This is a genomic window from Pedobacter sandarakinus (assembly GCF_026240095.1).
Classification (GTDB): domain Bacteria; phylum Bacteroidota; class Bacteroidia; order Sphingobacteriales; family Sphingobacteriaceae; genus Pedobacter; species Pedobacter sandarakinus.
The window spans coordinates 85,644-108,719 of record NZ_JAPIVG010000001.1 but is presented as its reverse complement, the minus strand read 5'-3'; the positions used below and the strand labels follow the sequence as shown (position 1 = coordinate 108,719).

The window sequence follows — 23,076 nt, the reverse complement described above, 5'->3', positions numbered from 1 at the left end:
AAAACAAAGATCAAAATCTTCATTTTATGGGTTTAGTTATCTTATAAAAGGAATTAGACCAAGTTAGCTTTGATAAAATTGCAACTTGTTATGATCGAACCCAATTCATCTGGCTGATAATTATTTTCATGCTCTACAAAAAAGTGCTCCATTCCAGAAAGTTTCGCCTCGGCAAAAATTGTTTTGAAATCAATGGAGCCCTTTCCAACTTCTGTGTTCCATTCGGGTTTTGCTTTGTCCATATCTTTAACATGCCACATATGGAAACGGCCCGGATATTTTTTAAATAGTGTTAGTGGATCATTTCCTGAGCGCACCACCCAATACAAATCCAGTTCGAAATTAACGAGTTTAGGATCTGTTTCCTTAAGATAAACATCATATCCCGTAGTGTCACCAATTTTATGGAATTCGAAATCGTGATTGTGATAGGCAAATTTCAATCCGGAAGTTTTTGCAATTTCTGCCACTTTATTAAAATCTTCCGCTGTTTTTTTGAAACCATCAATTCCTTTCTTCGGATCTACCCACGCACCTGCGATGGTAAAATACTTTCCACCCAATGCGGCGGCAGATTCAATATCGGCCTTAAGTTTATCTGTGTTACCAGTTTTGGAGAAATCATCCATCCCATAATGACCACTCGGTGCCTTTAGGCCATTGGCATCCAATAAGGATTTAAATTCTTTTGTTGTTAAATTCCAAAATTTGCCATTGTTGAAGCCATAAGTTTCTACTTCCTTATAGCCAGCTTTAGCTACTTTCTCGATTACACCTTTTACATCCTTCGGTAATAAATCCCTGAGGGTGAAAAGTTGTAACCCAATATTTTTGCTTGCTTTATCAAAAGCGAACGATGGAACAAGTAAAGCGGCGCCTGCGGCTAATCCGACTTGTTTGATGAAGGTTCTTCTGGTATTCATAATTTAAATGAGTTCTTTCTTGATGTATGCGCAACTGGCAGTAACAGATGCCAAAGGGTTTGGTTTATAGTTTGTTTCATGCTCCACAAAAAAGTATTTCATGCCCGAGAGTTTTGCCTCGGCGAAGATAGATTTAAAGTTTATAGAACCCGTACCAACCTCCGCATTCAATGTTTGATCTTGTTTATCCATATCTTTAACATGCCACATTGTAAAACGACCTGGGTTTTCTTTAAAAAGTTTGGATGGATCGTTTCCCGAACGCACAGCCCAATACAAATCAAGTTCGAAATCTACCAAGGCTTTATCCGTTTCGCTGAGCAAAATTTGGTAACCAGTTGTTTCTCCTTGCTTTTGAAATTCGAAATCGTGGTTATGATAGGCAATTTTTAATCCTGCATCTTTACACATTTTTCCGGCTACGTTAATCTTCTCTGCCAGCCTCTTGTAATCATCGGCATTTTTTCTAATGCTCTCATCTAGAAAAGGCACTGTTACATAGGCGCTCCCGAGTATTTTAGCAGCGTCAATTGCGTCACTCAACTCATCTGTATTACCGTCAAACAAATATGTTCCCATACCGTAATGGCCGCTGGGTGCTGTTAAACCATTATCAGCCAACAAATTCTTAAACTCCAAAGGATTTAGCCCCCAAAATTGGTCTTTGCTAGAATAACCAAAAGTTTCTACCTGTGTAAAACCTGCCTTGCTTATTTTTTCAATCGTACCCTTAAGGTCTTTTGGCAAATCATCACGTAACGACCATAATTGTAATCCAACATCTTTCTTTTCTGTCGAACATGCAAAATTTGGCGCTACCAAAGCAACCGCTGCAGCCATGCTGCTGTTAATGATGAAACTTCTTCTTGATAACATTGAGTTTAGATTAAATGTCGCATATCAAAATCGCTTGTTGTAATGACGCAAGTTTATCAGCTTTTTTCGGGATAAATTCTTGTGCCACATAACCTTTGAATCCCGTATCCTTAATTGCATTCATAATGGCCGGATAATTCAATTCCTGGGTTTCATCAATCTCATTTCTGCCAGGAACACCAGCCGTATGGTAATGTGCAATATATTGGTGGTTTTCTTTGATGGTGTGTATCACATCTCCTTCGTCAATTTGCATGTGATAGATGTCGTACAAGAGTTTGAAGTTCTGGGAACCCAAACGTTTGCAAAGTTCAACGCCCCAGGCGGTTTTATCACACTGATAATCCTGATGGTTTATTTTACTGTTGAGCAACTCCATTACCAGAACAACACCGTGTTTTTCTGCTAGCGGCATAAGCGCTTTTATTCCTTCAACACAGTTATTCCAACCCGTTTCATCATCTATGCCCCGTCTATTACCACTAAAACAAATCAGGTTTTTGTAACCTGCTTCTGCCACTAGGGGAATCATTTCGGTATAGTTTTTTATTAATGTGGCGTGAAACTTCTTATCGTTAAATCCATCTACCAGGTTAATTTCTGCCCCATTGCACATGGTTGATACAAGCCCATGTTTCTTAAGTATTGGCCAATCTTTTGGTCCAACCAAGTCAATCCCTTTAATACCTATTTTTTTTGCTTCAACACATAGCGTATCCACATCTACCGAGCTAAAACACCAGCGACAAACGGCATGGTTAATATTCCCTTTTAGATTTGTTGATGAATGATTTTTTGATTCTTCCATAGCCAAGGCTGAAAAACTCGATGAAATACCAATTGCAGCACTACCTGCAATGATGTTTTTTAAGGCGCTTCTTCTGTTTACGTTAGCTGACATTTTTATACCGTTTGTGGATCTATTTCTGTTTTGGTTTTATCGTTAAATACCAATGCAAATAGAATGAAAACAACTAGTGCTATCCCAGCAGGAATAATCCAAATCATTTTCCAATCCATTACGCCATCAGCTGATTTGTATACGTCTGAAATTTTTCCGGCTACGGCAAAACCAATTAACATACCAACGCCATAGGTGGCTAAGGTGATTAAACCTTGGGCAGAGCTCTTAAATCTTTCGCCTGCCTTAGAGTTGGTATAAATTTGACCAGAAACAAAGAAAAAATCGTAACATACACCATGTAAGGCTATTCCTAAAATAAGCATGAAACTTAATTCACCAGCGTTACCGTATGCAAATAATGCATAACGAACTGCCCATGCCAGCATACCAACAAGAATAGTCATCTTAAATCCGAAGCGCTTAAAGAATATGGGAATAAACAGCAAGAAGATTACTTCAGATGCTTGTCCGATAGTCATTTTGCCCGTCGGATTATCCATACCTATATTCGAAAGGAAAGGATTTGCATTTTGATAATAAAAAGCAAGCGGAATACAGATTAAAATTGATGAGATAAAAAAGATCAGAAAATTTCTGTCTTTAAGCAATTTTAGAGCATCCAAACCTAATACATCTGAAACTTTGATTTTTTCATCAGCAGATACTTTAGGTGGTGTTTTAGGTAAGGCGAAGCTAAATAGCCCCAAAACCAACGATACGATACCGGCCATTAAAAATGTATTTTTTAACAGACCACTTTCTGTACCTTCTTTTGAATCCCAATGGAAAAAATAACTAATTAATAATCCTGCGGCTATCCAACCTAAAGTACCCCAAATACGAATGGAGGAAAATTCTTTCTCCGGATCTTTCATCTGGTTAAAAGAAACAGAGTTAACCAGTGCAAGCGTTGGCATAAAAATAATCATGTACCCAAGTACATATGGATAAAATACACTAATATCAGTAGCATTATACATTTGATACATTAAGATTGCACCAATAATGTGCAATACCCCTAATATTTTTTCTGCATTGAAATATCGATCTGCAATTAGGCCGACAATGAAAGGAGCAATGATGGCACCCCAAGACTGGGTAGAGAATACGGCACCGGTTTCTGCACCGGTTGCCTTCAAATTGTTCCCCAAGAATGTTCCAAGGGTAACAAACCATGCACCCCAGATAAAGAATTCCAGGAACATCATGGCAGAAAGTTTAAAGCGAGTAGAGTTATTCATTTGGTTTATATTAGGTTATTTGTTTAAGGATTAAGGCGCAGGGTTAAAGTGATGGATTTACCTTCAACTTTACCTTACGCCTTTAACCGAATTGCATCGCTAAATTAATGTCAGCACGGGTGACTTGGTTGCCACTAATCCTGCATCATCAATTCACTATAGTTCTTTTATAGAAATCTTTCTGTACCAAACTTCATCGCCATGATCTTGAAGGGCAATTTTACCTGACCTAAAAGTTCCCCAGTTTTCCCAAGTTGCAAACTTGCTACCTGACACTAGTTTTTTCCAGTTTTCATCCCAAAGGGTAGTTTTAACAACCTCAACACCATTTAAAATAAGTGTTAAGTTGCCACCTTTACTAATTACTTCGGCTTTGTTCCACTCTCCAACTGGTTTAACAGGCTCTGAGGTACTCTTAACTAAATCGTACAAATCGCCTGCACGGTGTTTTGTTATTTTTCCATCCGGGTGACCATCATTATCTAGTACCTGCATTTCTAAACCTGTAGAATAGGTTGCGTTGTATTTTGGCTCCTCGTGTACGTAGAAGATCAATCCACTATTACCTTTTGGTGCTATTTTCCATTCATATTTTAAATGGAAATCTTTGTATTCCTTGTCAGTCACTAAATCGCCACCGCCATCTTTGCCTTTTGCTTTTGGATCTAGATGCAAAGCACCAGACTCAACCTGCCAGGCACTACCTACTTTGCTTTTGTTATAAGTGTGCCAGCCTGTAGTTGTTTTGCCATCGAACAAAGGCTTAAAGCCTTTTTGCGCTTTTGAAATTTGTGTTACTGCCAACAATACGCAAGCAGATAGGATTAATTTTTTCATTCTGTTTTTCAAAGATTATTAATGTAAAGTTTGTGCATGGCGTGAAAATTTTTCCAGTGCCATGCACAATCCATGGTTTCTGCTAATTTATTACAACGTTAAATTGTTCCAGCCTTTACGATATTCGCGTTTTACGAATTGGTTGGCCTCATCAAAGTTGGTTATTCTCATGTTATCGTTATCCCAAAGCATTTTCATGTAACGGCCCGGATAAGAAACTTTGCCATTCACCGTTCTCTGAACGTCGAAACTTCTTATAGCAAGGTTTGCCATTAATAGTGCTTCAGTTAACGGACCTGCGATTTCAAAAGGAGAACTTACTTCTTGCTTACCATAGCCCGCAATTGCTGCTTCTACCCATTGTGCGTAGTGACCTTCTGCACCGCCTTTAACACGAGCGTACTTTTCTTTAACTTTGATGTCTTTATTTCTGCTTAACGGCAACAATTTAGGGTTTGCACTATAGGTTTCAGACATCATCTTTCCTTTTGTACCGATAAAGAGCGTACCGTTTCCACCATCGCCGAAGGTTTCATTTGCTTCTAATTCTTCAGGGCGTTCTGGCTGGATACCGCCATCCATCCAATGTAAAGTAACATCACCTTTGGTTTTGTCTGTTTTTGGAAATTTGAGGGTAACATGACTTGAAGGAGGGCAACTCTCAGGAAAATATCCACGTTTGAATTCATCTACATACACAGAGCCTACACTTGCTTCAACTTCTTTAGCATACTTGAGGTTTAATACACTAAAAGGGGCCTCGATTAGGTGGCAGCCCATGTCGCCTAGTGCGCCAGTTCCATAATCCCACCATCCACGCCAGTTAAAAGGCACTAATTTATCAACGTACTCTTGCTCAGGTGCAGTTCCTAACCACAAATTCCAGTCTAATTCTTTCGGAATTTCTGATTTTTTAGTTGGCCATGGAATACCTTGAGGCCAAACCGGACGATTGGTCCAGGCATATACCGTATGCACATCGCCAATTAACCCAGCTTCGTACCATTCTTTCATTTGGCGAGGGCCATCATTTGATGCGCCCTGGTTACCCATTTGAGTTACTACTTTATATTTTTTAGCAGCAGCAGTTAAGATACGAGCTTCATGAATATCATGCGTAAGGGGCTTTTGTACATAAACATGTTTGCCTAACTGCATAGCTGCTAAGGCTTGGATAGCATGATTATGATCTGGTGTAGAAACTGAAACCGCATCGAAATTTTTATGTTCTTTATCGAGCATTTCGCGATAATCTTTATAATACTTCGCTTTAGGGAAAGCTTTTACACTTGCAGCCGCACGGCGGTCATCCACATCACACAAAAATCCGATATCTGCTTTACCGCTTTTGGCAAACATGGCGATATCGCTTTGTCCTTTACCACCAGCGCCTATACCTGCAACTATTAAACGATCGCTTGGGGCCAAATAGCCCGGCCCACCCAATACATGGCGTGGCACAATCATAAATGCTGCTGCAGCAATGGCACTTGTTTTAATAAAATCACGGCGGTTACTCGTGTTTTTATTCTCTTGCTCTGTTTTCATCTTAGTTCTTGAGTTTAACTATTGTTTCTATTTTTTCTTTAAAGAAAGGATATATTTAACCATCAGCTTGGCATCAGCAGGCTTTAGAGTAGGGTGAGCTGTCATTGGCATAGTTCCCCAAACGCCTGTACCACCTTTGATAATCTTATCGGCTAAATAATTAACATTTTTTTCTGTTGCCGGATATTTCTTTGCAATATCTACATAGGCCGGGCCGATAATTTTATTAACCTTGTTGTGGCAGCCGATACAATCAGATTTATTAATCAGTTTTTCACCTGCACTCATCTGAAATTCGTGTTTTGCCAATGTAGCCGTAGCTGTAATTTTCTTCTCTGTTTCTGTTTCTGCTTTCGTAAAGGATGCCATAAAAATTACTACAGCACCTAAACCTAATAGTGTTTTTTTCATTTGTGTTCTATTTAAAAGGTATTTGTTATGCCAGCAAGCACAACTCATTTCATGTGTTTAAAGTCCTAAAATTTTTTTGTTGAAAGCGCTGTCACTACCCGATGCTGCAAAATCGTCGAATGCTTTGTCGGTTACGTTAATAATGTTATTCTTGATGAATTCGGCACCTTCGCGGGCACCATCTTCCTGATTTTTAATGCAACATTCCCACTCCATAACCGCCCAACCTTTAAAATCGTATTGAGCCAGTTTACTAAAGATCGTTTTAAAATCAACCTGACCATCGCCAGGAGAACGGTATCTGCCGGCACGATTCGCCCAGCTTTGATATCCACCGAAAGTACCTTGTTTTCCGGTTGGATTAAATTCCGCATCTTTAACATGAAAAGCTTTAATCCGTTCATGGTAAAAATCAATATACTGGATATAATCTAATTGCTGCAATACAAAGTGTGATGGATCATACAATAAGCATGCCCGAGAATGGTTATTTACTGCAGCTAGGAACATTTCGTAGGTTTCGCCATCAAACAAATCTTCTCCAGGATGGATCTCATAGCAAACATCTACGCCACAATCGTCGAATTCATTTAATATCGGCATCCAACGCTTAGCCAGTTCAGCAAAACCTTCTTCAACCAACCCGGCGGGCCGTTGAGGCCAAGGGTGAAAGTATTGCCAAAGTAAAGACCCACTGAAAGTAGCGTGGGCATTCAAGCCTAAGTTTTGAGATGCTTTTGCCGCATACTTCATCTGTTGCACTGCCCAGGCTGTTCTAGCTTTGGCGTCTTTGTGTACCGCTTGCGGAGCGAAAGCATCAAACAAATCATCGTAAGCAGGGTGAACAGCAACAAGTTGACCCTGTAGGTGCGTAGACAGCTCGGTGATTTCCAGGCCATAAGATGCTATGGTACCCTTAAGCTCATCGGCATAAGTTTTGCTTTCTGCAGCTTTTTGCAGATCAATAAACCTCGCATCGAGTGTGGGCATTTGAATACCTTTAAAACCGAGTCCTGCTGCCCATTGGCAAATGTTATCGAGTGAATTAAACGGAGCTTGATCACCAATAAACTGAGCTAAAAATACGGCTGGTCCTTTTATAGTTGTCATGCTAAGTATTAAAGTTTATAATCCCACCATTTTTGATCAGATTGGCTTGAGTTTACTACATTTTCGATAAATGCCATTCCGCGAATCCCATCTGAAGTCGTCGGAAAATCTAACATCTCTTTTGTAGGCTGCTGCTGGTTAAGCTTTGCATCAACTGTTAACGCAAAATTTCTGTAAATATTTGCGAAAGCCTCCAAATAACCTTCAGGATGGCCTCCAGGGGTACGGGTATTATGTTGAGCAAAACTGCCCATGTATCCATTGCCGGTTCTGTAGATCTGAGCAGGTTGGTTCAGCCACTTTACAAAGAGGATATTTGGCTCCATTTGATGCCATTCTAAACCGCCTTTTTCACCGTAGACCTTAATTTTTAAGGCGTTTTCTTCGCCGGCAGCAATTTGCGAAGCTATCAATACGCCATTGGCTCCGTTATCAAATTTAAGTAATACATTGCCATCATCATCAATAGCTCTACCTTCTACCACAATATTTAAATCTGCGCAAATTTTGGTAATTTTTAAGCCAGAAATATATTCGGCCAGATGTGCAGCATGCGTACCAATGTCGCCCATGCTCCCACTTTTCCCGGTTTTTGATGGATCAGTTCTCCAAGCGGCCTGGGCATTCCCTTCGCGTTCTGAGAGCGTACTTAACCACCCTTGCGGATATTCTACTATAATTTTCCTGATTGATCCTAAAGCGCCCTCTGCAACCATTTGCTTTGCCTGTTTTACCATCGGATACCCAGAATAGGTATGGGTTAAACAAAGGGTTAAGCCAGTTTCTTTTACTTTGCTATCGAGCTGTTTGGCCTCGTCTAATGTTAAAGTCATCGGCTTTTCGATCACTACATTGAAACCATGTTCCAGCGCCATCATAGCGGGAGCGAAATGTGCAAAATTAGGCGTTACAATGGTTACGAAATCTATTCGGGTATCAGCAGGCAATTGGCTTTCCTGCTTAATCATTTCCTCGTAGCTTTTATAAATTCTATCTTCTGAGAGGAAAAGAAGTCTGCCCGATTCTAAACCAACCTCTGGGTTTATACTTAAGGCACCGGCAGTGAGTTCTATCAAACCATCCATATTAGCTGCCAAACGATGTACAGCACCTATAAAGGCGTCTTTTCCACCGCCTATCATGCCCATTCTTAATTTTCTTTTCATAAGAAATGAAGGTTAAGGTATTGGGAGGAAGTTCAGTCGAGCTAAACTTCCCATCCAGTTACCTTTAAGCCTTACTTATTAGATATTGTTCTTTTTTAATTCTTTAACTGCGTAATCTGCTGCACGAGCGGTTAAGGCCATAAATGTTAACGATGGGTTTTGGCAAGCAATTGAAGGCATGCAAGCACCATCTGTTACAAATACGTTGTTCACCTCATGCATTTGGTTCCATTTGTTCAGCACCGAGTCTTTCGGATCGTTACCCATTCTGGCGGTTCCCATTTCATGAATGGCCATACCAGGGTAGCAGCCGTTATCGTAAGTTCTGATGTTTTTCATGCCTGCTCTTTCTAACATTTCAGCAGCATCATTCATCATATCTACACGCATTTTCTTCTCATTCTCTTTGTACTCACAGTCTATGGCTAACACAGGTTGGCCCCACTTGTCTTTTTTTGTTTTATCGATATACACCTTATTTTCATAATAAGGAAGCATTTCTCCAAATCCACCCAAGCCCATAGTCCATTTTCCTGGTTTAGTCATTTTGTCTTTTAAGCCAGCACCAAATGATAGTTCTGCAACATCACTTTGCCAGTTTGATCTGCTTGCGCCACCTTGGTAGCCAAATCCACGTAAGTAATCGCGTTTATCGTTACCTACATTTTGATACCTTGGAACATAGATACCGTTCGCCCGGCGTCCGTAAGTGTAACGATCATCAAAACCTTCGGCTTCGCCAGATGCACCACAACGGAAGTGGTGATCCATCAAATTATGACCAAGTTGACCACTGCTGTTACCCAAACCATTAGGATGCGCCTCTGAAGTGGAGTTTAATAAAATAAATGTAGAACCTAGCGTAGAACCGTTCACGAAAATAATTTTGGCGTAAAACTCCATCGTTTTGTTGGTTTCCGCATCAATTACCATAACACCTTTAGCTTTTTTAGTGTCCTTATCGTAAATAATGTGGTTAACAATAGAGTAAGGTCTCAGCGTTAAGCGCTTGGTGGCCATTGCAGCTGGTAGTGTAGATGATTGCGTAGAAAAATACGCACCAAAAGGGCATCCTCTGCTACACAGATTTCTGTATTGACAGTTACCTCTTCCTTTATGTGGAACGGTAAGATTGGCAACACGTCCAATCATCATTATTCTTTCTCGCTTGTAGTGTTCTTCGATACGTTTTTTAACCGATTTTTCTACGATGTTTAAATCCATCGGTGGAAGGAAATGACCGTCTGGGCAGGTAGACCAATTTTCGTTCGATCCACTTATCCCGGCAAATTTTTCCGCATAATCATACCAGGGCGAAAGCTCTGCATAGCGTATTGGCCAGTCTGTTCCGTGTCCATCTTTCTTGTTGTCTTCGAAGTTATGGTCACTGAAACGGTAGCTTTGGCGACCCCACATCAATGATTTTCCGCCTACGTGGAATCCACGATACCAATCGAAACGCTTATCTTCAGTATAAGGACACTCTAAATCATTTACCCACCATTTTTCATTGGCTTCGCTATATGGATAATCGCGTTTTTGAACAGGGTGCGTACGCTTTTGTTCTTCAGTTAAACGACCGGCATGCTCAAATTCCCAAGGGCTTTTCATGGCAGTTTCGTAGCCGGTAATGTGCTCAATGTTCATTCCTCTTTCCAGCATTAGCACCTTAAGGCCTTTTTCTGTGAGTTCTTTTGCAGCCCAGCCGCCACTAATCCCCGATCCTATAACAATAGCATCGTAAGTATTTTCTGCTTTTAAATTTGTATTTAAATTCATGATGTTTTTTGTTCTGAGTTAAGAAATTAAGTTGCCCAAGATTTTTGTCCCGGTTTCAAAGGGGCATTGCCATCGTACCGCCCAGGCACAAGTACATACTCGCGGGCTTTGGTACAACCAATTTCGGATGAATAATAACCCAACAATGTTAAATCTCTCGCGGTAACAAAAAAGTAAGTTAGGTCTTTGTTTTCCTCAACTTTAGCTTCTTTCTGTGCAATGGCCATTAGTCGTAAGTCAACCATCAATTTTGTTTTCTCAGCAGCACTTAATGCCAGATAGTTTTTCCCGAAATCTTTCATCGACTTGTCTTGCAGTTGTTTAAAGCCGTTTGCAAATGAGGTTTGCATTTGCGCCGGATAACAATCTTTAATCATCATCGGGATAAATTTGCCTAATCCTGCGGCCTTTGCACCACCCGATGATTTGGTGGTTGGTACAATAATATCAGCGAATTCGGCGAAGATCTTTTCGTCCTGAGCTGAAAAGGAAACAAAATTCTTTTCATTTTCAGGAAGTGTAAAACTTTCGAATAAAACGCCCATTGTACTTGCCGAGATCGCTCCTCCCAGCAAAAATGCAACATTTTTGAGTGCTTCTCTTCTTTGCATCGTTTTGTTATTTTTATATATTGGTTTGGTATGTGTTCAATTAGTAATATTAGAAAAAATATAGCGAAAAATTAAAAATGTAAGTGTTAATTAAAGTTACTGCAATGGGATTGTTACAATATGGAAATATTCTAAATAGATTAAAGATAATCGATTTACTGCATAATTATGCAAGTTTTTTTATTCAGTTCAAATAGTGTAAGACTTACAATAACCGCTTTCATATTGGCAATGAAGAAGGCAATGTTCACGTTCTCCTTTTAGCGGGTTCAAAACAACTCGTCTCATCCATCGGCAGGAAATAGTAATTGCTTTAAAAACCAACCACCGAGCGAAATAGATAAGCCTGCAAGAAAATTTTCTACTCATTTAGGCTCATTTTTCTACCTTTGCGAAATCTCTAAAAAAATTATGCAAGAAAGAATTATTGTTTTAGGCTCTAACGGGCAAATCGGTACAGAGTTGGTAACTATGTTACGTAAAATTTATGGTGAAGATCAGGTGGTTGCCTGTGATATTCGGAGACCCGATTACGACATTAAAAATTCTGCCCCGTTTGAGTTTGTTAATGTTTTGGATAAGGAGATGATTAACGGTATATTCAAGAAATATAAACCAACACAAGTCTATCTGTTGGCTGCTTTATTATCAGCTACTGGTGAGCAAAATCCTAAATTAGCCTGGGATTTGAATATGAATGGTTTGTTGAATGTACTTGATCTGGCCTTGGAATACCAGGTAGCAAAAGTTTATTGGCCAAGTTCAATCGCGGTTTTTGGACCAAATTCGCCAAAAGATAATACCGGGCAATATTGCATTATGGATCCAAATACGGTTTACGGAATTAGTAAATTGGCAGGAGAACGCTGGTGTGAATATTACAATCAAAAATATGGTTTAGATGTAAGGAGTATTCGTTATCCGGGATTAATTAGCTGGAAAGCTGCGCCAGGTGGAGGAACTACTGATTATGCCATTCATATCTTTCATGAGGCATTAAAGAAAGGGAGTTACCAAAGTTTTTTAAGTGCGCAAACCGAATTGCCAATGATGTATATGGAGGATGCCATCCGTGGAACCATCGAACTCATGGATGCTCCCGCAGATCAGATTTCAGTACGTAGTAGCTATAATTTTGGTGGTGTAAGTTTCACTCCGGAAATTTTAGCTACAGAGATAAGAAAACATATTCCGGATTTTACGCTAACTTACGCTGATCATGATCCTCGCCAGCAAATTGCCAATAGCTGGCCGCGTTCTATTAACGATGATTTTGCTGCTAAAGATTGGGGATGGAAACCAGAATTTGACTTAGCCAAACTAACTGCTGATATGTTGAAAAATTTAGGAAAAGGTTAAGTATAAAACCAATAGTAAAGAAGAAATATAGATTAAAATAATTAAGGTAAGAGGCTGTAGGTTAGGTGCATAAATTGCCCTGGTTCGCCTCTTAAACTCAACACCAAAAAAATGGGAAGAGCATTCGAATTTAGAAAAGAAAGAAAATTTAAACGTTGGGCCAAAATGGCCGTTCAGTTTACACGTATTGGTAAAGATATTGTTATGGCGGTTAAGGAATCTGGGCCACATCCTGAAACCAACTCCCGCCTGCGTACAGCTATGCAAAATGCGAAAGCTGTAAATATGCCAAAGGATAGGGTAGAAGCTGCTATTAAGCGTGCTTCAGATAAATCTATGGCCAACTACGAAGAAATTGTTTACGAAGGTTATGCTCCACATGGAGTGGCTGTTCTTATTGAAACGGCTACCGATAATACGAACAGGACAGTTGCTAACGTACGTAGCTATTTTAATAAGACCGATGGATCTTTAGGTAAAACCGGATCATTGGACTTTGTATTCAACCGGAAATCTATTTTCCGTTTTACGCCTGCAGAAAACTTAGATTTAGAAGAGCTGGAATTTGAACTGATTGATGCAGGCCTTGAGGAACTTTACGTAGAAGCTGATGAAGAGGGGAACGACGTGGCTGTTGCACAAGGTGCTTTCGAGCATTTTGGGTCCTTGCAGAAAGCGCTTGAGGAGAAAGGCATAGAACTTAAAAGCTCAAAGTTAGAGCGAATTGCGCTTTCGCACCACGAGGTAACGGAAGAGCAGGCAGCTGATGTAATGAAATTAATTGATAAACTGGAAGAGGATGATGATGTACAGGCCGTTTATCATAACATGGCTGAATAAGAATTTATAATTACGATAGAATAGACAAAGGCTTGGAGATATCATTCTTCAAGCCTTTGTAGTTTATGAGTATACCACCTAAGTATTAGTTAGGTATTAATTTTCCAGCCACGCTAACAAATAATTTATCCGGAAGGATTTAGTCTTTTTTATGTCCGAAAAGCCAAGGTAATAAGTTTGGCTCAGCAAAGGCGCTATCCCAGCTATTATGGTTTGCGTTTGGGTAAAGCGTAAATTTCACTTCCTTACCAACAATTTTTAATCTTTCAGCTATCGCGATTGAATATGCCGGATCTACGACATCATCTTTACCACCATGAAATATCCATAATGGTATACTTTGGTATTTTTTGATATTGTTGGTATTGTCGCCACCGCAAATTGCGAAGGCTGCCGCAAATGTTTTTCTTTGTCTTCTTAGTAACTCATACGTACCCATTCCACCCATAGAAAGGCCACCAACATATACTTGCTCCTTATTAACGAAAGGTTTTTTTAGGAAATCCTTCACCATTCCTTGCAAGGCATGCATTGGTTTTGTAGGTTTTCCGCCCTCAACGAAAGCAAAACTTCGCTTACCTTTCTCACTGGTTGTAATTTCTACATTGGCCCAATAGCTATCATTTGGGCACTGCGGAAAAACCACAATGGCCGGAAAATCTCTTCTAACTTCATCCTTTAAAAACAATTTTCCACCGTGAGTGAGCTGTTTCTCGTTATCATTTCCGCTTTCACCTCTGCCATGCAAAAAAAATAAAATTGGATATTTTTGATTTGGATCGAAATTTTCAGGAAAAAGAATTCTATAGTAAATGGAATCCTTTCCTTTGATAAAGCTCCCGCGATCGTATTTTTTTAAATCCTGAGCATTTAATAAAGATGCGACTAAGAGTAAATAGATGATGATAAAGATCTTCTTCATATAACAAAAATATAAAACCCTGACTACTTTACAATAGTGCAGGGTTTGTAATTTAGCATTTACCTTTCACAAAATTATTTTAGTGAAAATGCCGCGGTTTTAACGTCCTGAGAATTGGTTCCAATAAATACCTCGAAATCTCCGGGTTCTGCAACATGTTTTAAATCAGAATTATAGAATTTTAGGTCGTTTTCTGAGATATTGAAGGTTACAGTCTTACTCTCCCCGGCTTTTAAACTTACTTTCTGGAAACCTTTCAGCTCTTTTACAGGTCTGGTAATGCTCCCCACTAAATCGCGGATGTATAACTGAACAACTTCCTTACCATCATACTTACCTGTATTGCTAAGTGTTACCGATGCGGTGATGGATTTTCCTTTTGTTAGGCTGCTATTACTTAGTTTGATATCGCTATAATTAAACGTAGTATAACTTAACCCATAGCCAAATGGAAATAATGGCTGGTTGGTAACATCCAAGTAAGCAGAACGAAATTTTTCGAACCATTTACCCTCAGCTAAAGGTCTGCCAGTGTTTTTATGGGCATAATAAATAGGCACCTGTCCAACATTTTGAGGGAACGTGGTGCTCAGTTTTCCAGAAGGATTTACTTTTCCGAAAAGTACATCGGCAATTGAGTTGCCCGCCTCACTACCTGGAAACCATACATTTAAGATAGCAGGAATATTTTCTTGTTCCCATTTGAGTGCTAGTGGCCTACCAGTAAACAATACCATAACGATAGGTTTGCCCGTTTTAGCGAGTGCTTTAAGTAAATTTTTCTGAGTTTCGGGAACTTGAATGTCTGTAACACTACTGGCCTCTCCAGTAAATTCAGAGCCTTCGCCAACGGTTGCCACAATCACGTCAGATTTTTCAGCAACCTTTAAGGCTTCTTTAATCATATCTTCTTCAGATCTATCGTCGCGTTTATAGGTGGGGTTGTGAATATTTACATAACGATGCTCGGCTATAGAGTCTGCTAGAAAATTAGCGCCGCGGGCGGTTAATATTTTCACGTCGCTGCCTACAGCATTTTTTAATCCTTGCAAAACGGTTACAGATTTATCAAACAAAGCTGCAACGCTCCATGTGCCATACATATTGGCTGTATTATCTGCCAATGGTCCGATTAAGGCAATAGTTCCCGATTTTTTTAGGGGTAAAATGTTATTATTATTTTTTAGCAGGACAAAACTTTCTGCAGCGATTTCGCGTGCTATCTGGCGGTTTTCTGGAGTAAAAACTTCCTTTTCAGCACGTTCTGGATTACAGAATTTATAAGGATCGGTAAATAAGCCCAGTTTATATTTTGCCTGAAGAATTAAACGGCAAGCACGGTTTATTTCATTGATGTTTACTTTCTTCTCAGCTAGCGATTTTTTCAAAGTACCTAAAAAGCCTTCGCCTACCATATCCATATCTATACCTGCATTCATTGCTAAGGCAGATACTTTCTGTAAATCCCCCATTCCGTGTGCAATCATTTCGGGAATACCTGTATAATCGGTAACAACAAAGCCTTTGAAACCCCACTGGTTACGCAACACCTCCGTCATTAACCACTTACTACCTGTTGCAGGAATACCATCCACCTCGTTAAAAGAAGCCATAATACTAGCTGCACCAGCATCAACCGCAGCTTTATAAGGTGGGAAGTACTCGTTGTACATTCTAACCTTACTCATATCGGTGGTGTTGTAATCTCTACCAGCCTCGGCTGCACCATACAGGGCATAATGTTTTACACAAGCTAAAATTTCGTTATTGGCTTGCAGTTTTCCCTGATAGCCTTTAACCATGGCCGCGGCAATTTGCGATCCGAGGTAAGCATCTTCACCACTTCCTTCAGAAATTCTTCCCCAACGCGGGTCGCGAGAAATATCTACCATAGGAGAAAAGGTCCAGTTGATGCCACTTGCACTTGCCTCTATGGCAGCAACCCTTGCAGATTTTTGCACAATTCCCATGTCCCAGGTGCAGCTCATCCCTAGTGGAATTGGAAACACTGTGTTGTACCCATGAATTACATCCATCCCAAAAAGCAAGGGAATTTTCAACCTGCTGTTTTCTACAGCAATTTTTTGCACGGCTTTTATCTTGTCAACTCCTTTGATATTGAATAAGCCACCAACCTGCCCATCTTTAATCTTTTTACCAATGTCGCTGCTATTGGCCTGACCAGTGGTGATATCTCCGGAGCTTGGCAAATTTAATTGTCCGATTTTTTCATCTACAGTCATTTTAGCCATGAGGGTGTTAATGAAGTTATTCATTTTTACCTCCGCTGCCGATACAGGCTTTTTATTTTGTGCTGATGCATTAAACATCAGGCATGTTAAAAAAACTACCAGGATTTTCGCTCTATTCATTATATCTGTTTTTACTTAGTTACCAATTAATCAACTTTCTTTACTTGTGTTTTTGCCGAAACGCCATTTTCATTAATTGCTTCAATAGCGAAATAATAGGCCTTTTGACTATCCATTGCCTTAAACCAATATTCATTAAAATCATGTATCATGATGCAATTATACAGCTTATCTGGGGCGGTTCCGTAGTAGAGGTTGTATGCAAATGCATTATCTACAGGTTGCCATTTTATGTAAGCGCTTCGTTTATCTTTTTCTGTTCTTAGCACAATCAGGTTGTTTACTGATGAAGGTTTTTCGCCGTTTCCGTTGCCGAAAACCCGCAAGCCGCTAATGGCAAATTTTCCGGTAGGCATGTGAATATTAACCATCTTAATAAACCTTGTTTTAACAGGTTTTTGAAGCTCAATATAATCGTGAGGTACATCGGTTTTGTTTTGGCTTTTGTCTACCAACAGTGTCCATTTTTTTCCATCAACCGAAGAAAAAATTTGATATTGATGGAAAATCCCAACCTGCTTTCCAATAAATTCTGCATCTTGATCTGCATAGTTTATTTGGATGGCGTTTACCGTAGCCAAACTGCCTAAGTCTGTTTGGATCCATTCGCCATTATTTGCTGTTTTAGCACTCCAATAGGTTTTAATACTTTCATCCACAGCGTTGTTGGCATGGAAGCCGCCCAGCGTAGAAGAAACGGTTACCGGCTTTTTATAATTGATAAGCATCCATCCGGGGCCTGCTGGGCTGTTTTCTTTTCTTTCAGATGGAAGATAGAGCGGATAATCGCCAAAGGCAGTGTTGGTCCACATCACATCATCTTTATCGAAACCAGTAGGCCAGATACCCATTCGCCTTTCCCAGGTATTTTTAACACAAATGATACTGGTAGAAATGTGCCAATAGTTTTTTGCGTTATCTTGAAAAGTTGCGCCATGACCTGCGCCACGAGAAAAACCACCACCTTTATAACTTAATGGGTCTGATTGAGGTGTAAAAGGGCTATCATAAAAAAGGGGTTTTGTTCCAACAACTACACCATCAGAATAACCGCTAAATTCCGTTCCGGGAGCCCCATATTGGAAATAATATTTCCCGTTGTGTTTGGTCATCCATGCGCCTTCTGCAAAAGGATCGAGGAAAGTATTATCCATATATTCTCCAAAGCGTTGCCATCCATATCTCCAACTCTCTAGCAAATACATTGGTGTACGTGCACCTTTTGGTTTGAAAGTTTTTCGGTCTAATTCTACGCCATACATCGGGTAATTGTTGCTACTGCCGTTATACATATAAAACCTGCCATCATCATCAGTAAAAAATGCAGGGTCCCAACCGCCAATTTCCAAGGAATCTACTAATGGAAACCACTTGTTGCCTAGTGGGTCTGTACTACCCCATAACGTAAAATTCTTTGTATAAGTGCTGCCAAAAACCACCACAGTATCACCAATAATCCCCACTCCCGGAGCACAAAGTTCATCTTTTGTTTTATTCCATGGGCGAAGAAATTTTCGCTCGATAAACTTCCAGTTCAGCATATCTGAGCTATGCCAGTAACCCCATTGATTGGTGCTAAACAATAAGTATTCCCCTTTGTAATTCACAATTACCGGATCGGCCGTTGCACGATGTTTTCCCCATTCGGTAAATGATTCGAAAGGTGTATACCCATAATCTACATTGATTGGATTACAATATGTTTTTTGCTGTTGAGCAAATAAACTTATGAATGTTGCTAAGAAGAAAAGTGTAAGTAAGGTTTTTCTCATTGTGTTCGTTTCTTTTGCCGATAAGAACTTGAATTATAATTGTTAAAAATTTTATTTATGCTTTTGCCACAGACTAACGGATTTAAATTTCTATCAAACCAATTGTGTACAATATGCTTTAATGATACCATTCCTTGATTTTATCTCTACAATAAGTTGATCATAAGCCATAAAATCAAGATAAAATTTACGCGGTAAAATCACATCCTTATATACTACTGCACATTCCATTTCTCATTTATCAAGAATATTCCTTTCAATCAATTCATATTTAATGGCGTCTTTACATACAATTTTAAATAGTCCTTTGCCTAATATTCTGTGAATCTCCATTGCAATTCCAATAAGTTCAGAGGTTTCATCTTGAAGAGGATATTCATCCTGATTGTAAATTTCACCCGTCGTTAAAGCCAATTGGATTCGTAATTTAATTTAATGTTTCAATCTGTGGCTAAAATTATATGCTCATTTTTTTATCTCTGGGCTTTCGAAGCCTAATTTTTTTAAACCATTTTTTACATCTGTATTGCTCATAAATAATTTCCACAATAAACCGGATCTATGATTCTCTATCATCACCGCCATCGGACCTTGATCTATACCCAAGTATCTTTTTGGATACCAGTTATCCGTTTCGGAAAAGGCATCGTAAAAACCATATTTACCCCAAACGCGGTCACCCAGATCTTCGTACAAATGACGGATGACTCTCATTGATTCTTTTGGTGTATAAGGAATCGAAGAGATTGCTGCTGTTGGAGAAATAACGCCAAAATCTTCTTGCGGATTGTGTGCAGCATAACCTTTAACAGAATAGCTTGCTGTTAGGCCCCAGCTGTTTTCTGCATAGCCTTTAAATTTTTTGGGGTTAGCAACACAGTAATCGTGAATGGCTAAAGTATGGTTTACATTGTTTTCCCAATAATCTGCATATTGATCTTTTAGTCCTTTCGGATTAAGGCCAAGGTACGAGTAATGTGCCCAGAACAAAGGACCAACGCTATTTTTCTGCCCTTGATAATCTAAGGTGAATTTATGGTTGTAAAAGGTAAACTCTTTTCGAATTGCACCATCACGAGCCCATCCTTTGTGGTACACCGTTGCTGGAACGGTGTGGGTAGGAGAGGAAGCCGCAAGTACATACATGATTAAACATTCGTTATACCCCTTAACTGGAAAATTCATTTGCCACTGGTATTCTGGCGACCAGTGCCAGTAGAGTACATCCTGCCCGCCATTGCGGTACCAGTTGAAATCGATACCTTTCCAAAGGTCGTCTGCTTTTTTTGCCAGCGCCTGTTCTGCCGCATTTCCATTTTTGTAATAGGCATTGATACAAATTAACCCTTGAGCAACAAACGAGGTTTCTACCAAATCGCCACCATTATCTTTTTTACCGAAGGGCTTAACCTTACCTGTTTCACCATCAATCCAATGCGACCAGGCGCCATGGAAGCGATCTGCCTTAGCCAGGAAATCCATGATTTGGTTCAACCTGTCTAAACCCTCTTTTTTGCTTACATAGCCTCTATCTATTCCACTTAAAATGGCCATGAGCCCAAAACCTGTAGCGCCAGTTGCAACCGTATTTTTATCGTTTTGTGGGTACATGCCATCAACGTGATAACGCTCTCTCCCAGCACCGGAAACAGGCTCTGCACCATCCCAGAAATATTGGAATGTTTGTTTTTGTACCAAATCAAGCAGCTGTTCGTCGCTTAGATTCTTTTTTATAGTAAGATCTGGCCGATAGCTTTCATAAGGTTTTTGTGCGCAAGAAGTACTAGCAATGGCAATTAAAGAAAGAAATAACAGGTTTCGGAAATTATTTTTCATCATTTATCGTTATAAATTAGGACTGCTGAAACCAAGGGTTTTCATCCCTGATTTGATTTCAGGGGCACCCATAAGTAAGTTCCAGATTAGTTTTGTGCGGTGGTTCTCTATCATTACAATGATTGGACCTTGATCAATTGCCAGGGTTGAGGATGCAAACCACTGATCTTTCAATGAGAATGCATCATAAAAGCCATATTCTCCCCAAGTTTTATTACCAAGCTTATAGTAAAAATACCTTAAGGCCTGCATAGATTCTGTAGGTGTGTAGGGCATAGATGACAAAGCCGCTGTTGGTGCAATTACCCCAACATCATTATTTGGCGAGCTGGCAGTATATCCATTTTGGATATCGCTAGCCGTTAAGCCCCAGCAGTTTTCGCTGTAACCATAATTTTGCAGGGGGTTTGCTTTACAATAATTGTAATTAATTAAAGTATGCGCCTTGGTTTGAGTTTCATAATTAGCATAGGCATCTGTTAGGCCAGTTGGATTAATGCCCATAAAAGAATAGTGTGCAAAAAACAATGGCCCTCCATTGGAGGTTCCCAATGGCAACTGAATACCATAGTAGGTATTGCCATTCTTCATGGCTCCACTCTGTGCCCAGCCAGTGTCGTAAACAGATTTCGGAATAGCAAAAGTAGGAGAGGCTGCGGCCATGATGTAAGTTATCAGACACTCATTCCATCCTTTTATTGGTAAATTCATGTCCCAGTTATAATTTGGGCTCCAATGCCAATATAGGGTATTGCTATTATCTTTACGATACCAGCTCCATTCTACGCCATTATAAATGGCATTGATATCGTTTCTTAACGCCGTCTCTGCAGCATCTGTTGCATTAAAATATTGTCTTGCGGTAATTAACCCTGCCATTAAGTAAGATGTCTCTACCAAATCACCACCATTATCTTTAGTGCTAAAGGGAATTACCTTTCCTGTATTTCCATCCAACCAATGTGGGTAAGCGCCATGAAACCTCTCAGCAGTTTTGAGAAAGGATACGATTTTCTGCATTCTGGCTAATCCATCAGCCCTGCTTATAAAATTGCGACTGATACCCGTAACCAGTGCCATAATACCGAAACCGGAACCACCGGAAGTGACGGTATTTCCTGAGGAGTTTCTCTCGCGGGCCAATCCACTGGTTGGGTGACCAAAATCCCAGAAGTATTTAAAAGTTTGTTTCTGAACTAGGGTTAAGAGTTCATCGTCAGTAATGCGGGCGAATTTGTCGCTATCATCTACTGCAGTAATTAAGTTTACAGCAATATTAGTTTGTAACTTATTTCCGGTTTTGGATAATAAGCCTGTATTTACGGATAAAATATATTTAGTAATTGGTTGTAAGCCGCTTGGCGTGATCACAACCGTATTATCATTATTTTCAAGCGTTGAGGTGAATGCTGCAGTACTTCCCGCCACATCGGTAAGCGTAATGTTTCCTGTTACAGAAGACAGGTTTATGGGAGCCGAAAAAGTTATTTTGACGACTGGCGAATTATTTAAACCGTAGTAGGTAAATCCGCTATAAGTGCCATTTACTTTAAGATCTGAAAAAGCATAAGTTGAAGGAGGAGAAACCGGATCAATGACGGGATCGGTTGAAGTGCCTTTTTTGCAAGCAAAAAAGAGGACGCAAAGCAAGAGGATGTAAAAGGGGATTTTTTTCATTTTGGTAGGTTTTAAAAGGGCCACCACCTGGCAGCCCTTTTTATTTGACTATAAGTGAAGGGTTTATTTACCTCTTCCTTCTAGCTTTTGTAGTGACCCAATTTCTGTATCACTTAAAGCTTTATTGTAAATTCTAACTTCGTCTAATTGACCAACTAAATAGCTTGCCCAGTCCTGTTTGCCAGTTGAAGTTGTTAGACTAGGTATTGTTTGAAAGTGAACGGTTCCAAAAACCATTTTAGTTGCATTTTGAAATGTTAAGTTGCCCAGGTTTGCAACTACTTTTTCACCCACTTTGCTGCCATTTACATAAACTTTGTATTTCGATGTCGTAGCGTCATATGAAAAGCCAATATGATTCCATTTATCCCGAGGACTCGTCATCTTTACAAAATTATCACCACCGTTGTTCACTACTCCATTGTAGGTTCGTGCAACTAATTTTCCAGTCGATGCATCTCCACCATTTTCAAAGAAAATTGTTAGGTTGCCCCAAAAGTCTGAGGCATTCGATACATCAACTAATCCCACGATACCTTTATCATTGAGTGGCATTTTTTCCCACATGGTAAGGGTAAAGCTTTTTAAATTTTGGACAGCAGCTGGTGTATTGGAAACAACGTAACCATTTAAAGCCCCTTGTAAACCCTGGCCTTTAATACCTGTAGCGAATGAAGTTCCGGTATTAACCCCTGCGGTGCTTGATACACTATCGATCAAACTCCCATCGAAAGCCCAGTATGCTACTAAGCTGCTTGGAGCAACCTGTTTTGCGCTGGTGTAGCCACCAATATTAAGTGCCGGAGCATATGTAGCAGGATCAAAATCCTTTTGGCAAGATGATAACCCCAAGGTTACAGCTGCCATTAATAAAAAATTTCTTGTTTTCATT

Annotated in this window: 20 protein-coding genes; 2 read left to right on the top strand and 18 right to left on the bottom strand. The window is 39.7% G+C overall.

Going from position 1 to position 23,076, the window contains the following annotated elements:
• Positions 1 to 53: 53 nt before the first annotated feature.
• From OQ268_RS00435 to OQ268_RS00385, 11 genes are all read right to left on the bottom strand, one after another.
• Positions 54 to 923, bottom strand: a complete 870-nt coding sequence (locus OQ268_RS00435) for a sugar phosphate isomerase/epimerase family protein (RefSeq protein WP_265854086.1) — start codon at positions 921 to 923, stop codon at positions 54 to 56.
• Positions 924 to 926: 3 nt separating this feature from the next.
• The gene (locus OQ268_RS00430) at positions 927 to 1,799 is read right to left on the bottom strand and encodes a sugar phosphate isomerase/epimerase family protein (protein WP_265854085.1); all 873 of its coding nucleotides are present in this window, start codon (positions 1,797 to 1,799) and stop codon (positions 927 to 929) included.
• Between the two features lie 10 nt (positions 1,800 to 1,809).
• Positions 1,810 to 2,700, bottom strand: a complete 891-nt coding sequence (locus tag OQ268_RS00425) for a hydroxypyruvate isomerase family protein (RefSeq protein WP_265854084.1) — start codon at positions 2,698 to 2,700, stop codon at positions 1,810 to 1,812.
• A gap of 2 nt (positions 2,701 to 2,702) precedes the next feature.
• Entirely contained in the window at positions 2,703 to 3,944 is a 1,242-nt protein-coding gene (locus OQ268_RS00420; RefSeq protein ID WP_265854083.1) for a nucleoside permease, read from the bottom strand.
• 156 nt (positions 3,945 to 4,100) lie between these two features.
• A complete protein-coding gene (locus tag OQ268_RS00415) occupies positions 4,101 to 4,781 on the bottom strand; it encodes a 3-keto-disaccharide hydrolase (RefSeq protein ID WP_265854082.1) in 681 nt (226 codons plus the stop codon).
• Positions 4,782 to 4,871: 90 nt separating this feature from the next.
• A complete protein-coding gene (locus OQ268_RS00410; RefSeq protein WP_265854081.1) occupies positions 4,872 to 6,329 on the bottom strand; it encodes a Gfo/Idh/MocA family protein in 1,458 nt (485 codons plus the stop codon).
• A gap of 27 nt (positions 6,330 to 6,356) precedes the next feature.
• Positions 6,357 to 6,740 (bottom strand): c-type cytochrome, encoded by a 384-nt coding sequence (locus OQ268_RS00405; RefSeq protein WP_265854080.1) that lies wholly within the window; start codon positions 6,738 to 6,740, stop codon positions 6,357 to 6,359.
• 57 nt (positions 6,741 to 6,797) lie between these two features.
• Positions 6,798 to 7,850, bottom strand: a complete 1,053-nt coding sequence (locus OQ268_RS00400) for a sugar phosphate isomerase/epimerase family protein (protein ID WP_265854079.1) — start codon at positions 7,848 to 7,850, stop codon at positions 6,798 to 6,800.
• A gap of 8 nt (positions 7,851 to 7,858) precedes the next feature.
• Positions 7,859 to 9,016, bottom strand: coding sequence for a Gfo/Idh/MocA family protein (locus OQ268_RS00395; RefSeq protein WP_265854078.1), 1,158 nt, complete (start codon positions 9,014 to 9,016; stop codon positions 7,859 to 7,861).
• Positions 9,017 to 9,094: 78 nt separating this feature from the next.
• A complete protein-coding gene (locus OQ268_RS00390; RefSeq protein ID WP_265854077.1) occupies positions 9,095 to 10,795 on the bottom strand; it encodes a GMC oxidoreductase in 1,701 nt (566 codons plus the stop codon).
• Positions 10,796 to 10,821: 26 nt separating this feature from the next.
• Positions 10,822 to 11,406 (bottom strand): gluconate 2-dehydrogenase subunit 3 family protein, encoded by a 585-nt coding sequence (locus OQ268_RS00385; RefSeq protein ID WP_265854076.1) that lies wholly within the window; start codon positions 11,404 to 11,406, stop codon positions 10,822 to 10,824.
• Between the two features lie 411 nt (positions 11,407 to 11,817).
• Here OQ268_RS00385 and OQ268_RS00380 point away from each other — a divergent pair, with 411 nt between their 5' ends.
• Positions 11,818 to 12,765, top strand: a complete 948-nt coding sequence (locus OQ268_RS00380; protein WP_265854075.1) for an NAD-dependent epimerase/dehydratase family protein — start codon at positions 11,818 to 11,820, stop codon at positions 12,763 to 12,765.
• Positions 12,766 to 12,876: 111 nt separating this feature from the next.
• Positions 12,877 to 13,605: a YebC/PmpR family DNA-binding transcriptional regulator gene (locus OQ268_RS00375; RefSeq protein ID WP_265854074.1), complete on the top strand. Its 729-nt coding sequence runs from the start codon at positions 12,877 to 12,879 to the stop codon at positions 13,603 to 13,605.
• A gap of 139 nt (positions 13,606 to 13,744) precedes the next feature.
• Here the strand turns inward: OQ268_RS00375 and OQ268_RS00370 are convergent, their stop codons facing one another.
• The 7 genes from OQ268_RS00370 to OQ268_RS00345 form a co-directional block, all read right to left on the bottom strand.
• A complete protein-coding gene (locus tag OQ268_RS00370; RefSeq protein WP_265854073.1) occupies positions 13,745 to 14,527 on the bottom strand; it encodes a carboxylesterase family protein in 783 nt (260 codons plus the stop codon).
• Between the two features lie 74 nt (positions 14,528 to 14,601).
• On the bottom strand, positions 14,602 to 16,899 hold the full coding sequence (gene bglX / locus OQ268_RS00365; RefSeq protein WP_265854072.1) for a beta-glucosidase BglX: 2,298 nt from the start codon (positions 16,897 to 16,899) through the stop codon (positions 14,602 to 14,604).
• Between the two features lie 26 nt (positions 16,900 to 16,925).
• A complete protein-coding gene (locus OQ268_RS00360; protein WP_265854071.1) occupies positions 16,926 to 18,671 on the bottom strand; it encodes a discoidin domain-containing protein in 1,746 nt (581 codons plus the stop codon).
• Positions 18,672 to 18,764: 93 nt separating this feature from the next.
• Positions 18,765 to 18,902 carry a GxxExxY protein gene (locus OQ268_RS17945; RefSeq protein ID WP_407673992.1) on the bottom strand — a complete coding sequence of 46 codons (138 nt, stop codon included), beginning with the start codon at positions 18,900 to 18,902 and terminating at the stop codon, positions 18,765 to 18,767.
• 234 nt (positions 18,903 to 19,136) lie between these two features.
• Complete coding sequence (locus OQ268_RS00355; RefSeq protein WP_265855150.1) at positions 19,137 to 20,507, bottom strand: glucoamylase family protein; 1,371 nt, start codon at positions 20,505 to 20,507, stop codon at positions 19,137 to 19,139.
• 9 nt (positions 20,508 to 20,516) lie between these two features.
• On the bottom strand, positions 20,517 to 22,184 hold the full coding sequence (locus OQ268_RS00350) for a glucoamylase family protein (protein WP_265854070.1): 1,668 nt from the start codon (positions 22,182 to 22,184) through the stop codon (positions 20,517 to 20,519).
• 63 nt (positions 22,185 to 22,247) lie between these two features.
• A complete protein-coding gene (locus OQ268_RS00345) occupies positions 22,248 to 23,075 on the bottom strand; it encodes a LamG domain-containing protein (protein ID WP_265854069.1) in 828 nt (275 codons plus the stop codon).
• Position 23,076: the final 1 nt, after the last annotated feature.